The organism is Kitasatospora sp. NPDC089797 (assembly GCF_040684795.1).
GTDB lineage: Bacteria > Actinomycetota > Actinomycetes > Streptomycetales > Streptomycetaceae > Kitasatospora.
Window position 1 is genome coordinate 10,334 of record NZ_JBFBGS010000065.1, and the last position, 12,513, is coordinate 22,846.

Below are 12,513 nucleotides of genomic sequence, written 5' to 3' on the forward strand. Positions count from 1 at the left end.
CCCGCCGGCCGGGCGCGGGCGGGCCCGCCCGGGCTCCGGCCGACCCGCCCGGCGGCGCCCCGCGGGCCGGGCCGCCGGCGCACCATGCCGGCGGCGGGGCCGCGCCCTCACCGCCGCGGGTGGCCGGTGCGCACGGCGGCGACCAGGCTCAGGCCGAACATCAGGACGCCCAGCGGGAGATGGACCGCCGGGACGTGCGCGACGCCCAGCACCACCTGGGCGGAGGCGAGCAGCAGGAAGCCCGCCGCGTGCCACACCGGCCGCAGCGGGCCGCCGCCCGGCTTCCAGGCGAGCACCGCCGCGAGGAGGTGGAGCATCGAGGCGCCGTACATCACCCGGGCCCCGGCACTGTGCAGCGTCTCGCCGTAGGAGGTGCTCAGCAGCAGCCCGGCGGACGCGGCCTGGACGAGGATCGTGAGCGTCTGGAGGGCGACCGCGAGGCGCAGCAGGGAGGCGAAGGCGGAGGTGCGGGGCGCCGTGGGGCGGGTGGTGGTGGCCATGGTCCTCGTTCCGGTGAGGTGAGTAGGGTCTTGCCGGTTCGACGACGCAGGCGCGCGAAAGGTCAGGCGATGGTGGCGGGGGAGCACGGGCAGCTGATCAACATCGCCTACCGGCTGCTCGGTTCGCTGGCCGAGGCCGAGGACGCCGTGCAGGAGGCGTACGCGCGGTGGTACGCGCTGCCGGGGGCGCGGCGGGAGGAGATCGCCTCGCCGGGGGCCTGGCTGACGACGGTCACCGGGCGGATCTGCCTGGACGTGCTCGGCTCGGCGCGGGTGCGGCGCGAGCGGTACGTGGGGCAGTGGCTGCCGGAGCCGCTGCCGGGGCACGGCGAGTCCTGCTCCGACGTGGCCGAGCGGGTGGTGCAGGACGAGTCGGTGAGCATGGCGCTGCTCGTCGTGCTGGAGACGATGACGCCGGCCGAGCGGGTCGCCTTCGTGCTGCACGACGTGTTCCGGTACCCGTTCGCGGAGATCGCCGGGGTGCTCGGGCGGACGCCCGCGGCCTGCAAGCAGCTGGCCTCCTCGGCGCGGCGGCGGGTGGCCGCCGGGCGCCCGCCCGCCGCCGGGAACCGGGCGGAGCTCGTGCGGAGGGTGCGGACGGCGTGGGAGGACGGGGACATCGCGGGGCTCGTCGCCGTCCTGGACCCGTCCGCCGTGATGACGGCGGACGGCGGCGGGGCGGTCGGCGCCGCCCTGCGGCCGGTCGAGGGCGGGGCGCGGATCGCCCAGTACATGGTGGCGGTCGCGCAGGCGGCGCCCGGGCTGGTGCTGGAGGAGCGGACGGTCAACGGACTGCCCGGCCTGGTGGCGCTGCGGGCCGGGGCGGTGGTGACGGTGGCGGCGTTCGAGGTGGCGGACGGCCGGGTGAGCCGGATCTGGGTGGTGCGCAACCCGGCGAAGCTGGGGGCCTGGACGCCCCAGGGCGTGCCCTAGCGTCGTTCGGCGCCCGGTTCCTGTGCGGGCAGGCCGCGCAGCAGCGTGCCGAGGAACAGGTCGAAGCGGGGGGTGCTGTCGCCGAGGTCGAGGGGGTGTTCCTGGGCGGCGAGCCAGCCGACGACGGAGGTGATGAAGACGTACCAGCTCTGTTCGGCGAGGTGGGGCGGGACCCCGGCGTCGGTGAAGGCCGCGATGACGCCGGCGCGCAGGCGCCCGAAGGCCGGGCCGGTGTGGCGGTGCGGTCGTGAGAGGCGGGACGCGTAGCCGGGCAGGGCGAGGAAGACGTCGTGCATGCCCCAGGCGAGGTCGGCGAGCCAGGTCCGCCACTCCCGGTCGCGCGGGCCGTCGGCCGGGAGGACGCGTTCGACCATCACCTCGTTGACGAGGTCCAGCAGTTGGTCCCGGTTGGCGACCCAGCGGTAGAGCGCGGCGTGGGTGACCCCGAGGCGGGTGGCGAGCTCCCGCATGGTCAGGGTGTCGAGGTTCCCGGCCGCGACGGCGGCGTCGACGATCAGCTCGCGGCTGATCCGTGCGGGGCGCCCCCGGCGGGCGGGGGTCGTCGGGGTGTCGGCCATGGTCAGGACTATACGAGGGCCGTCGTGGGGCGCCCGTCACGGGGGCTTTCGCCGTGGGCTGGACCGGCGCGAAGAAATAAGTAACCATTGGTAAATAAGTGGGTCGGCCGGCTGGCCGCCCCGCCGACACCCATGCCGTCACGAAGCCGGGAGGACGCGGTGATGGACGAGAAGACGATGGTCGGGACGACGACGGTCGAGACGACGACGGTCGGGAAGACGACGGACGAGAACACGGTGCGGGGCACGGTGGCCGCCGGTTTCGAGCCGGTGCGCGCGGAGTTCGCCGCCGTCGCGGCCGAGGAGGGCGGCGACCACGCCGCGCAGCTCACGGTCTACCGGTGGGGCGAACGCGTCGTGGACCTGTGGACCGGCCCGGGGACGGACGCGGACTCGCTGTTCGGCGCGTACTCCGCGTCCAAGGGCGCCGCGCACCTGGTCGTCGCCTCGCTGGTCCAGGACGGCGTGCTGGACCTGGACCGGAAGGTCGGCCACTACTGGCCGCAGTTCGCGGTGCACGGCAAGGGCGACCTCCTGCTGCGCGAGCTGCTGGCCCACCGGGCCGGCCTGGTCGGTACGGACAGCGGCTTCAGCGCCGAGGAACTCGCCGACGACCGGACCGTCGCCGAGCGCCTCGGCGCCCAGCGCCCCTACTGGCGGCCGGGCACCGCGTTCGGCTACCACGCGCTGGTCGCGGCGGCGCTCAGCGGCGAAGTGGTGCGCCGCGCCACCGGGCGCAGCGTCCAGGAACTGTTCGCCGAGCGGGTGCGCGACCGCTACGGCGTCGACTTCCACCTCGGGCTGGCCGCGGAGCAGGAGCACCGCTTCCTCGACGCCCGGCCGATGCTGGCGACCCCTGAGCGGCTGGCCGCCCTGGCGGCCGGCACGGGCGCCCCGAACAGCCTGTCCGGCATCGCCTTCAACCGCCACCACCCGCGCAACCCCGCGGTGTGGGAGCTGCCGAACATCCCGGCGGTCCGCTCCCGGGGGACGGCCTCCTTCGGCGGCGTCGCCTCGGCGCGCGGCCTGGCCCGGATGTACGCGGCGGCGATCGGGCCGCTCGACGGGACGCCGCCGCTGCTCGGGCCGGAGACGGTCGCGCTGGCCGGGCAGATCCAGTCCTGCGGCCACGACCTGGTCCTCGGTGCCCCGAAGGCGTTCACCATCGGTTTCCACGCCACCGCCGAGTACCACTCCGAGCTCGGCCAGGGCTCCTTCGGGCACAGCGGCGCGGGCGGTCAGCAGGCCTTCGCCGACCCCCGCAACGGCATCGCCTACGGCTACACCCGCCGCCGCACCCCCTTCCCGGCCGCCGCCGGCCCCGAGAACGACCGCCTGATCCGCGTCCTGTACGCGGCCGCCGCACGATGAGCGTCCCTCCTGGCCGCCGGCGGGCCCCACCCCGGGCCGGCCCGGCACGAGGCCGGCGCCGGAGCGCGCCGCACGGGACGCGGCACCGGCTCAGGGCCGCCAGTAGTTGTTGGCGGCGGCGATGGTCCGGAACTCCACGGCGACGGCGTGGGCGGCGGCGATCAGGACGGCCGGGTCCGTCGAGTAGTTCGGTCGGCCGCCCTTGAGGACGTCCAGGTCGGGCTGGATGGTGTGGATGGTGTGCCGGGCCAGGGTGAGGGCCAGGGCGCGGCCCTCCTCCGGCGTCCCGGTGATCAGGGTGTTGCCGGGAACGAGGACCAGGCCTTCGTCGGGTACGCGGTTCATGGCACCACCTTCGGTCCCCGGCGGCGTCCGCGCGGCCCCGGGTCCGCACCCGCTCGGCCGTACGGGGGGCGGAACGGGCCCGGTGCCGGGAACTCGGTGACACTGGGCCGCATGGACGGCTTCCTTCCCGAGTCGACGCTGCACGACGTCGTCGACGTGTTCGTTCGCCTGGTCGAACTCGCGGGTGCGCTGATCATCTTCGTCGGCGCGGTGTGGGCGTTCGTCCGCTTCCTCCTCTTCTGGACCAGGCGGCCGTCCCGGACGCCCGTCCCCGAGCCGGGCCCGCACTGGGACTTCACCCGCATCCGGCTCGGCATGGGCCGCTTCCTCATCCTGGGGCTGGAGTTCCAGCTCGCCGGCGACATCCTGCGCACCGCCGTCGCGCCCACCTTCACCGAGATCGGCCAGCTCGGGGCCATCGCGGCGATCCGCACCGCGCTGAACTACTTCCTCGGCCGGGAGATCCAGGAGGAGCGGGCCGAGATCGAACGCACCACCGGCGCGGCCGCCGTGGCCCGGCCCACCGAAGGATGACCGCCGCCCTCCTGGGGCAGGCCGCGCTCTGGGCCACCGTGCTCGGGATCGGCGCGGCCGCACTGGCGGCCCTGCGCCTGCGCCGGGTCCGGCCCGCCGTGACCCTGCTGTCCGACTACCTCCTCGCCGCCGGACTGATCCACCTCGCCGGGCGGGCCACCTGGGCCTCGCTCGCCCTCGCGGCGAGCACCGCCGCCCTGCGCATCGTGCTCAACCTCGATCTGCGCGCCCTCGCCGCCCGGCGACGCGAGAGCGGCGCCCCGCGGCAGGGCTGACCGGGCATCACCGGCGGAAGCGGTCGGACCGGCCGCGGAGGCGACGGGTCACCCGCCCTGCCCCGGGCGGCAGTTGGGCCCGCTGCGGAGGACCGGGCCGTGCGGGGCGCCCGGTCGGGCGGGAACGTCCCCGGTGACGGCGCCGGTCGGCGGCGGGCGCCGATCGGAGCGTCTGCCCAGGTCCGGGGTCCGGCCGCCGGTCAACCGGGCCGAACCGACGAGCGTGCCGCGCCCGTTCCAGCATCGGGGGCTCACCGCAACGAGCCCGGTCGCGCCCGCGGCCTTCCCCTCCCCGAAAGGTGGCCATGCCCCACACCTCCGCCATGCTCGCCCGCCCGGCCGGTGCCGCCCTGCGGCGTCTGCGGCGCCTGACCCGGAGGGCGACGGTGACCGCCCTCGCCACCTTCGCCCTGGCCGTGGCCCCGCTGGCCGTACCGCACGCCGCCCTGGCCGAGGGGACGGACAACCGCGACGCCTTCCAGAACCTCGGTTCGGCCGACCAGCAGGACTGGATGGGCAAGCTGGGGGCGACCACGCCGCTGACGGCGATGTCCATCCCCGGCACCCACGAGACGCTGGCCGTGCACGGGGGATCCAGCGTCGAGACCCAGCAGAGCTTCGGCGACAGCGCGGCGACCCTGAGCGCGCAACTGGACCGCGGGATCCGCGCGGTCGACATCCGGGTGCGCATCATCAACGACAAGTTCGTGATCCACCACGGCGCCTTCTACCAGAACGCCAACTTCGACGACGTCCTGACCAAGGCGAAGGCCTTCCTCTCGGCCCACCGGGGCGAGACCCTCCTGATGCGGCTGCGGGCCGAGTGCGACGGCTCCACCTTCGGCTGCACGGACGACCACCCGACGGCGAGCCACACCGCCCTCTTCGACGCCTACGCGAAGCAGTACGCGGGCCTGTTCTACAACAACGGCAAGCGCAGCGACCCGCCGACGCTGGGCCAGGCCCGCGGCAAGATCGTGCTGTCCGTCTTCAACGCCGACAACGGCGACTCCTACGGCCTCAACGGCTTCGGCGACCACACCGAGGACACCTGGGCGGCCACCGACGCCCCGGCCAAGTGGAACCTGGTCAACAGGAACATCGCCGCGGCCGGATCGGCCCCCGCCGACCAGACCTTCGTGACCTACACCTCCGCGTCCCGGGCGCCGCTCGACCTCGTCCCCTCCGAGTACGCGGGCGGCTACGGCGTCCTGCGGGGCAAGGAGTTGGTCTGGGTCGACGGCGTCAACGTGCGGCTGATGAACTACCTCAACAACGACACCGCCAACCGCCGGCTGGGCATCGTCATGATGGACTACCCGGGCTGGGCGCTGGTGCACGACATCATCGCCCGCAACAGGAACTACGAGGGCAGGAACACCAGCCCGGCGATCTGGGTGGTCAAGGCCGACAAGACGTACGTGGACAGCAAGTACGGCCGGTGCATGACCCGCGGCCCCGAGTTCGACAGCTCCGGGCAGGGCGGCCTGGTGCAGCAGCGGGCCTGCCAGGGCAACCCGCCCAGCAGCCACCAGTGGCAGGCCGCCAAGCCGTCCACCTTCGACAGCAAGGGCTACTTCTCCATCAAGGCCGCCAACGGCCAGTGCCTGACCGCCCCGTACAACAACGGGACGCCCCCGTCGGCCGGGACCCAGCTGTTCTGGTGGCCCTGCGAGACCCGCTGGATGTCCGACAACCAGATGTGGAACATCATCCCCACCAACCTCCCCGACCAGGCGGCCTACAAGTTCATCAACAAGTGGACGAACCTGTGCCTGATGGTCGACCCGGCGACCGCCTCGCAGTCGGGCGGCAAGGTCGTCCTGGGCAACTGCCCGGCCTGACCGAACCGTTCCGCCACCCGGCCCGGCCCGGCCCGGCCCGACGCGACACCGCGCCGGGCCGGGCCGGGCCCAATGCTCGTACCGGGCCCCGCCGTTGCGACGACCGGGCCGGCGGGCACCGTCGGCGGTCCGCCCCCGGGCAGCCCGCCGGTGCCCTGCCCGCCGGTCCGTCCGGAGGTCGGTCGTGCAGGAGGGCCCGGCCGGCCCGCGGGCGTCTCAAGGTGAGGGGAGGCCCCGCGGGGTGTCCACAGGTGAGCGTGGTGGGACGGGTCGTTGAGACGGGGAGGAGCGTGTTGAGACGCCGACCCGTCGCGGGCGGAGCCGGCCGGACCGCACGATGATCAAGCCCGGCGGCGCCGCGACGCCGATGGTCGCGCCGCGCCGCCGCGCCGTCCGTCCATCCCCCGCGCAACCGGCCCGCCCGCGGTCCACCCGGCGCGCGGCGACCTCCTCCTCACTACCCAAGGAACCCGCATGATCAAGAACGTCATCGGCCGCGGTCTCGTGGCCGCCGCCGCCCTCACGCTCTCCGCCGTCGGGCTGGCCGGTACCGCGCAGGCGTCGACCACCGCGCCCTACCTCGGCTACGGCCACACCACCTCGGGCACCGGGGTGTGGTGCGTGCAGCACCTCGTCAACGACTACCTGCGCGCGGGCGGCAACCCGACCATCGACGAGGACAGCCAGTGGGGCCCGAAGACGGACGCCGCCGTGCGGGACTTCCAGGCGCACGTGCGGGGCAACCTGCAGCAGGACGGCATCGTCGGCCCGCAGACGGGCAGCGTGCTGCTCAACTACGACTGGACCGACCCGGCCGCCGGCCCCAACGGCACGTGCCGGCCGTTCGTCCCGTCGGTCAGCTGACGGCCGGGACCGGACAGCGGGGGCGAGCCCCGGACGACCACCGCCGGGTGGCCGTCCGGGGCTCGCCCCCGTTCAGCGGCGGTACCGCCCCGGGCCGGCGGGCGGGTACTCCCCGGTGGCCGGCGCGACCGGTGAGTACCCGCCGTGGCGGGGCCCCGGAGGTCGGGCCCGCGTCAGTGCTGGGGGTCGGGGCGGGGGTTGAGCCGGTCCTTCAGCCGGACCGCGGTGAGTGCGGCCGCGTACCCGGCGGCGAACGGCACCGCCAGGGCCAGGGTGGCGGTGGCGTTCAGGAAGCCGTAGCCCACCAGGGTGGGGGTGAACAGCGGCGGCACGGCCAGGACGGCTGCGGTCAGGGCCGCGGAGCGGACCGTGCGGGTGGTGCAGGCGACGGCCACGCCGGTGACCAGCGGGGCGGTGAGGTGGAATCCGCTGGAGAAGACGACCGTCGCCCCGTCCGAGCCCTTGGACAGGGCGAGGGCGAGGTCCACGGCGGTGAGCGCGATGACGACCGCCCACGGCACGGCGTTGCGCGGCTGCGTGGTGCGGTCCGGCGGGGCGAGCACCAGGACGAGGGCGTTGAGGGCGAACAGCGCGGCGTCCGGGCCGCCCAGGGTGTAGGTGAGCGGGATGTGGGTGTACGCGCCGGGCAGTTCGGGGTGGCCGAGCAGGGCGGGCAGCGGCGCCAGGACGACGGTGACCGCCGCGAGGACCCGGGCCGTGGTCCAGCGGCCGGTCAGGGCCGCGACCGCCATCAGCGCGGCGGGGACGAGCAGCGCGATGACCGCCCAGGCGCCCGGATCGCCGGCGGCCCGGACGGCCCACCACAGGTGCACGGCGGCGTAGCTGCCGACCAGGGCCGCGGCGATCGGGGCCGCGGTGGCCAGGGCCCGGCCCGCCGGCCGGTGGGAGGTCAGGCCGTACCGGACCCGCAGGCCGTGCCCCGCCACGTCGGCGACCTCGCGCAGGCCGGCGATCGGGCCCGCGGTGCGGACGCGGCGTTCGGCGTGGTCGGCGACGTCGGCCAGTGCGTCGGCGCTGTAGGAGGCCGGGTAGAGGGCGAGGGCGCGGCGCAGCAGGTGGGTGGTCAGGCGGGCCGCCTCGGGGCGGCCCTGACGGTCGTTCCGGTCACCGCTTCGGTCATCGCTTCGGTCGTCGTTCCGGTGCGGGGTCATGCCGGGCCTCCTGCGAGCCGGTTGCGGGTGAGGGCGAGGCGGCGGTCGGCCTCGCGGAGGGCGGCCCGCATCCGTTCGCTCTCGTCGGTGAGGGCCTGGGTGCCGGCCGGGGTGAGGGCGAAGACGCGGCGCGGGCGTCCGTCGACGGTCTCCTCCCGTTCGACCCGGATGAGCCCCTCGGCGAGCAGCCGGTCGAGGGTGCCGTACAGGGTGCCGGCCCCGAGCCGCACCCGGCCGTCGGAGATCGCGGTGACCTCCTCGCCCAGGGCGTAGCCGTGCCGTGGCCGGTCGGCGAGGGCGGTGAGGATCAGGAAGGTGGGCTCCTGCATGGAGCGTTTCTTCGTCACACCGACCACCATAGTACGGTCACCGTAGTGTCTGGCGCCGGGGGTCCCCGTGGGCCGCTCCCCGGCAGGGCCCGAGGCGTCAGGTGTTGTCGAGGGTCTTCATGATGACGAAGCTGTTGACGGTGGCGACGCCGGGCAGCGCGGCCAACTGGTTGGCGTGGAAGTCCTCGTACGCCTCCAGGTCGGCGACCTCGACGTGCAGGAGGTAGTCGAAGCTGCCGGTGATGTGGTGGCAGGCGCGCACCTCGGCCAGCTCCGTCACGGCGCTCTCGAACGCGGCGACATCCGCGCGCACGTGCCGGACCAGGCGGACCCCGGCGAACACCCGCAGGCCCCGCCCCACCGCCTTCGCGTCCACGATCGCCCGGTAGCCGCGGATCACCCCCGTCTCCTCCAACTGCCGCACCCGGCGCAGGCACGGCGAGGGGGAGAGGCCCACGCGCGCGGCGAGCTCGCTGTTGCTGATCCGCCCCTCCCGCTCCAGCACCGCCACGATCGCCCGATCGATCTCGTCCATGGGCAGATTATTGCGCCACCTGGGCCGATCGGGCCTTGCCGTGTCGGCGGGCGACGCAATCTGCTGCCGAAGTTGCCGGGGACGAGGTCGACGCGCGACCCCTCACCGGCATGCTGGAGCGCGGCGTACGACCCCTGGAGGCGGCACGGCCGACCGCACCGACCCCGTCCGCCCGGCCGCAGGCGCCGAGGACACCGCCGACCCCGCCGCCGACCCCGGTGCCGTCCTCGCCGCCCGGACCCGACCGCCCCCACCGCGGCGGTCCGCCCCGGCCGTACACCGGCCTTCCGATCACGCACGTGCAAGGGAGCAACACCCGTGAAGACCCTCATCACCGGCGGCACCGTCCTGACCGTGGACCCGACCCTGGGCGACTTCGCCCGCGGCGACGTCCTCATCGAGGACGGGAGGATCGCGGCGGTGGCCGAACGCATCGACGCCCCCGACGCCGAGGAGATCGACGCCACCGACCGGATCGTGATGCCCGGCTTCATCGACAACCACCGCCACACCTGGCAGACCGCGTTCCGCGGCATCGGCGCCGACTGGACCTTCACCCAGTGGGCCCACGCCATGCACGGCACCGTCAAGCCCCACTACACGCCCGAGGACGTCCACGCGGCCACCCTGCTGGGCCGCCTGGAAGCCCTGCACTCCGGCATCACCACCATGCTCGACTGGTACCACGTCGCCCAGGGCCCCGACCACGAGGACGCCGCCGTCACCGCCCTGCGCCAGGCCCCCGCCCGGTCGGTGTTCTGCCTCGGCGCCGGCTGGGCCACCCCGACCCCCGTCGAGGCCGACATCCGCCGCCTGCGCGCCCACCTGGACGACACCGGACCGGTCACCATGGCCTGGGGCCTGCGCGGAGCCGACGACACCGGCATCGACACCCTCGCCCGCGAACTGCGGACCGCGGCCGAACTCGGCCTGCACACCAGCCTCCACACCGGCGGCGACCACCGCCCCGTCGCCGCCATGCACCACCACGGCCTGCTGCGCGACACCACCACCTTCGTCCACGGCAACGGCATCGCCGACGACGAACTGCGCATGCTCGCCGACGCCGGCAGCTCCCTGTCCGTCAGCCCCGACGTCGAACTCAAGATGGGCTTCGGAGCGCCCCTGACCGGCCGGGCCCTGGCCGCGGGCCTGCGCCCCACCCTGTCCGTCGACGTAGTCCCCTCCGTCGGCGGCGACATGTTCTCCACCATGCGCACCGCCTTCTGCGCCCAACGCGGCCTCGACGGCACCCTGCGCGCCCGCGACCTGATCCACTTCACCACCATCGACGCCGCCCGCTCCCTGGGCCTCCACACCCGCACCGGCAGCATCACCCCGGGCAAGGACGCCGACCTCGTCCTGCTGCGCACCGACGACCTGACCGTCTTCCCGGTCACCGACCCGGTCGGCTCGATCGTCACCGCCGGCCACCCCGGCCTCGTCGACACCGTCCTGGTCGCCGGACGCGTCGTCAAACGCAACGGCGCGCTGGTCGACATCGACCTGGCACCGCTGCGCGACCGCCTGCTCGAATCCCGCGACCGGATCGCCGCCGCCGCCGGCGTCCCCCTCGACGGCACCTGGGACCCGAAGCCCACCACCTGACCGCCCCGGGCCCGCCCGGCGGGCCCGGGCCGCCGACCGGCCCGGGCCCGCGCGGGCCCGCTACAGGGTCTTGCTCGCCAGGAGCTTGCCCTGGGCGTCGTAGGCGGCGAGCCGGACGCCCTGGAGGGGGCGGCGGTCGTTCGGGGTGGCCGGGGCCCAGGCGTGGCCGCTGGTGTAGCCGGGGGTGCCGGGCAGCGAGGTGACGGTGGCCCAGTAGGCGCGGCCGTCGACTTCGAGGGTCATCCGGGCGACCGGTCCGGGGCCGCGGTAGACGAGGTTGTACAGGCCCTCGGAGTGCTGGGCCGGGTCCCCGTAGTACTGCATGGTGAGCTCGGTGCCGCCGCCCGGCAGCCAGGAGTAGCCGCCGCAGCCCGGGCCGTCGTGGTAGGAGGGGGCGTCGTGGATGCAGATCTCCCGGTCGGCCAGCCGGATCCACCAGTCGGGGCGGCCCAGCGGCAGCTGCTGGCCGGGCTGCACCACGACGGGTTCGGGGGCCGGCCCGGCCGGGAGCCGCGGGGCCGTGGCGGCCGGGGCGGTGCCGCGGTCCCCGTGCTGGGCGGAGAGCACGGTGCCGGCGCCGGCCGCCACCGCGAACGCGGCCGCCACCGCCGCCGCGCCCAGCACCGTACGGCGCCGCCGCTGCCCGCGGCGGGCCAGGACCCGTACGGGCTCGGCGGACCACGGCCGCACGGCGAGCCCGGACGCCTCGTCGCGCAGGGCCCCGCGCACCATGTCCTCGGTGTCCATCACCTGTTGCCTCCGTCCGTGCCGTCCGTCGTCGATCCGGTGCCCGCCGCGTACGGGGCCAGCGCCGGGTGGGTGCGCAGCTTCGCCAGGCCGCGGCTGGCCTGGCTCTTCACGTTGCCCAGCGAGCAGCCGAGGACCTCGGCGACCTGCTGTTCGCTCATGTCCTCCCAGTACCGCAGGACGACCACCGCCCGCTGCCGCTGCGGCAGTTGGGCCAGCGCCTGGACCAGCACCGACCGCTCCTCGACGTCGCGGTGGCCGCTGCCCGCGGCGTGCGCCCGCTCCGGCAGCACGGGGACGAGCAACTGCCGTACCCGGCGCCGCCGGTGGCGGCTCAGGTTGTTGTTCACCAGGGCCCGGTGGACGTAGGCGTCCGGCTCGTGGAGGCGGCTGATCCGGGGCCAGTTCCGGAAGACCTTCGCGAACGTCGCCTGCACCACGTCCTCGGCCTCGTGGTGGTCGCCGGTCAGCAGGTAGGCGGTGCGCACCAGCCGCGGCCAGCGGGAGGCGGCGTACTCCTCGAAGCCCACCGCCTCGGTGTCCACCGCTGCGGTGTCCACCGTCTCGGTGTCCACCGTTTCCAGGCCCGCCGCCCCGGCGTCGGCCCCCCACGGCCCGGGGCCGCCGGCGGGAGCCGGCAGGGGCCCGGGCGCGGGCCCGTCCTCCACCGGGACGGGCAATATCCTCACGGTCATCCGGTTCCTCTTCGCATCGGCGCGACGGCCCGACCGGGCCATCGCTCTGCCCTACTCACCGCCGCACCGCCGCCAGGGTTGCACGCCGGAACCGAACACTCCGCAGGCGGCCCCGGCCGAGGGCGGGCTGCGTACAGGGCTCGGCCAAGTCCTCGGCCCGGAGCCGGGGCAGCCGCTTCGGAG

Annotated in this window: 15 protein-coding genes; 7 read left to right on the forward strand and 8 right to left on the reverse strand. The window is 75.1% G+C overall.

The features are described from left to right. Positions 1-107 precede the first annotated feature (107 nt). Entirely contained in the window at positions 108-500 is a 393-nt protein-coding gene (locus AB0O91_RS36125) for a hypothetical protein (protein ID WP_363442306.1), read from the reverse strand. Positions 501-569: 69 nt separating this feature from the next. Here AB0O91_RS36125 and sigJ point away from each other — a divergent pair, with 69 nt between their 5' ends. Further along, the gene (gene sigJ / locus AB0O91_RS36130) at positions 570-1,433 is read left to right on the forward strand and encodes an RNA polymerase sigma factor SigJ (RefSeq protein ID WP_363442308.1); all 864 of its coding nucleotides are present in this window, start codon (positions 570-572) and stop codon (positions 1,431-1,433) included. Here sigJ and AB0O91_RS36135 read toward each other — a convergent pair. Further along, a complete protein-coding gene (locus AB0O91_RS36135; RefSeq protein ID WP_363442310.1) occupies positions 1,430-2,011 on the reverse strand; it encodes a TetR family transcriptional regulator in 582 nt (193 codons plus the stop codon). The genes sigJ and AB0O91_RS36135 overlap by 4 nt on opposite strands. A gap of 177 nt (positions 2,012-2,188) precedes the next feature. Between AB0O91_RS36135 and AB0O91_RS36140 the strand changes: the two genes are divergently transcribed. Continuing rightward, the gene (locus tag AB0O91_RS36140) at positions 2,189-3,382 is read left to right on the forward strand and encodes a serine hydrolase domain-containing protein (protein WP_363442388.1); all 1,194 of its coding nucleotides are present in this window, start codon (positions 2,189-2,191) and stop codon (positions 3,380-3,382) included. 90 nt (positions 3,383-3,472) lie between these two features. Here the strand turns inward: AB0O91_RS36140 and AB0O91_RS36145 are convergent, their stop codons facing one another. Further along, entirely contained in the window at positions 3,473-3,727 is a 255-nt protein-coding gene (locus AB0O91_RS36145; protein ID WP_363442312.1) for a hexameric tyrosine-coordinated heme protein, read from the reverse strand. Between the two features lie 111 nt (positions 3,728-3,838). Here AB0O91_RS36145 and AB0O91_RS36150 point away from each other — a divergent pair, with 111 nt between their 5' ends. The 4 genes from AB0O91_RS36150 to AB0O91_RS36165 all read left to right on the forward strand — a co-directional run bounded on the left by AB0O91_RS36150 (position 3,839) and on the right by AB0O91_RS36165 (position 7,244). Continuing rightward, a complete protein-coding gene (locus AB0O91_RS36150) occupies positions 3,839-4,261 on the forward strand; it encodes a DUF1622 domain-containing protein (RefSeq protein WP_363442314.1) in 423 nt (140 codons plus the stop codon). Then, on the forward strand, positions 4,258-4,536 hold the full coding sequence (locus tag AB0O91_RS36155) for a hypothetical protein (RefSeq protein ID WP_363442316.1): 279 nt from the start codon (positions 4,258-4,260) through the stop codon (positions 4,534-4,536). The genes AB0O91_RS36150 and AB0O91_RS36155 overlap by 4 nt, the downstream gene beginning before the upstream one ends. Before the next feature lie 305 nt (positions 4,537-4,841). Then, complete coding sequence (locus AB0O91_RS36160) at positions 4,842-6,380, forward strand: phosphatidylinositol-specific phospholipase C domain-containing protein (RefSeq protein WP_363442318.1); 1,539 nt, start codon at positions 4,842-4,844, stop codon at positions 6,378-6,380. A 474-nt stretch (positions 6,381-6,854) separates the two neighbouring features. Next, a complete protein-coding gene (locus AB0O91_RS36165; RefSeq protein WP_363442320.1) occupies positions 6,855-7,244 on the forward strand; it encodes a peptidoglycan-binding domain-containing protein in 390 nt (129 codons plus the stop codon). A 173-nt stretch (positions 7,245-7,417) separates the two neighbouring features. Here AB0O91_RS36165 and AB0O91_RS36170 read toward each other — a convergent pair whose 3' ends face one another. From AB0O91_RS36170 to AB0O91_RS36180, 3 genes are all read right to left on the reverse strand, one after another. After that, entirely contained in the window at positions 7,418-8,416 is a 999-nt protein-coding gene (locus AB0O91_RS36170; protein WP_363442322.1) for a hypothetical protein, read from the reverse strand. Continuing rightward, positions 8,413-8,745 carry a PadR family transcriptional regulator gene (locus AB0O91_RS36175; protein WP_363442390.1) on the reverse strand — a complete coding sequence of 111 codons (333 nt, stop codon included), beginning with the start codon at positions 8,743-8,745 and terminating at the stop codon, positions 8,413-8,415. The genes AB0O91_RS36170 and AB0O91_RS36175 overlap by 4 nt, the downstream gene beginning before the upstream one ends. 97 nt (positions 8,746-8,842) lie before the next feature. After that, positions 8,843-9,280: an Lrp/AsnC family transcriptional regulator gene (locus AB0O91_RS36180; RefSeq protein WP_363442324.1), complete on the reverse strand. Its 438-nt coding sequence runs from the start codon at positions 9,278-9,280 to the stop codon at positions 8,843-8,845. A gap of 318 nt (positions 9,281-9,598) precedes the next feature. Between AB0O91_RS36180 and AB0O91_RS36185 the strand changes: the two genes are divergently transcribed. Beyond that, on the forward strand, positions 9,599-10,888 hold the full coding sequence (locus AB0O91_RS36185) for an amidohydrolase family protein (RefSeq protein ID WP_363442326.1): 1,290 nt from the start codon (positions 9,599-9,601) through the stop codon (positions 10,886-10,888). Between the two features lie 60 nt (positions 10,889-10,948). On the opposite strand, the gene AB0O91_RS36190 is transcribed toward AB0O91_RS36185, so the two are convergent. Further along, a complete protein-coding gene (locus tag AB0O91_RS36190; protein ID WP_363442328.1) occupies positions 10,949-11,635 on the reverse strand; it encodes a hypothetical protein in 687 nt (228 codons plus the stop codon). After that, the gene (locus tag AB0O91_RS36195; RefSeq protein WP_363442392.1) at positions 11,635-12,180 is read right to left on the reverse strand and encodes a SigE family RNA polymerase sigma factor; all 546 of its coding nucleotides are present in this window, start codon (positions 12,178-12,180) and stop codon (positions 11,635-11,637) included. Before AB0O91_RS36195 ends, AB0O91_RS36190 begins: the two co-directional genes overlap by 1 nt. Between the last annotated feature and the right edge of the window lie 333 nt (positions 12,181-12,513).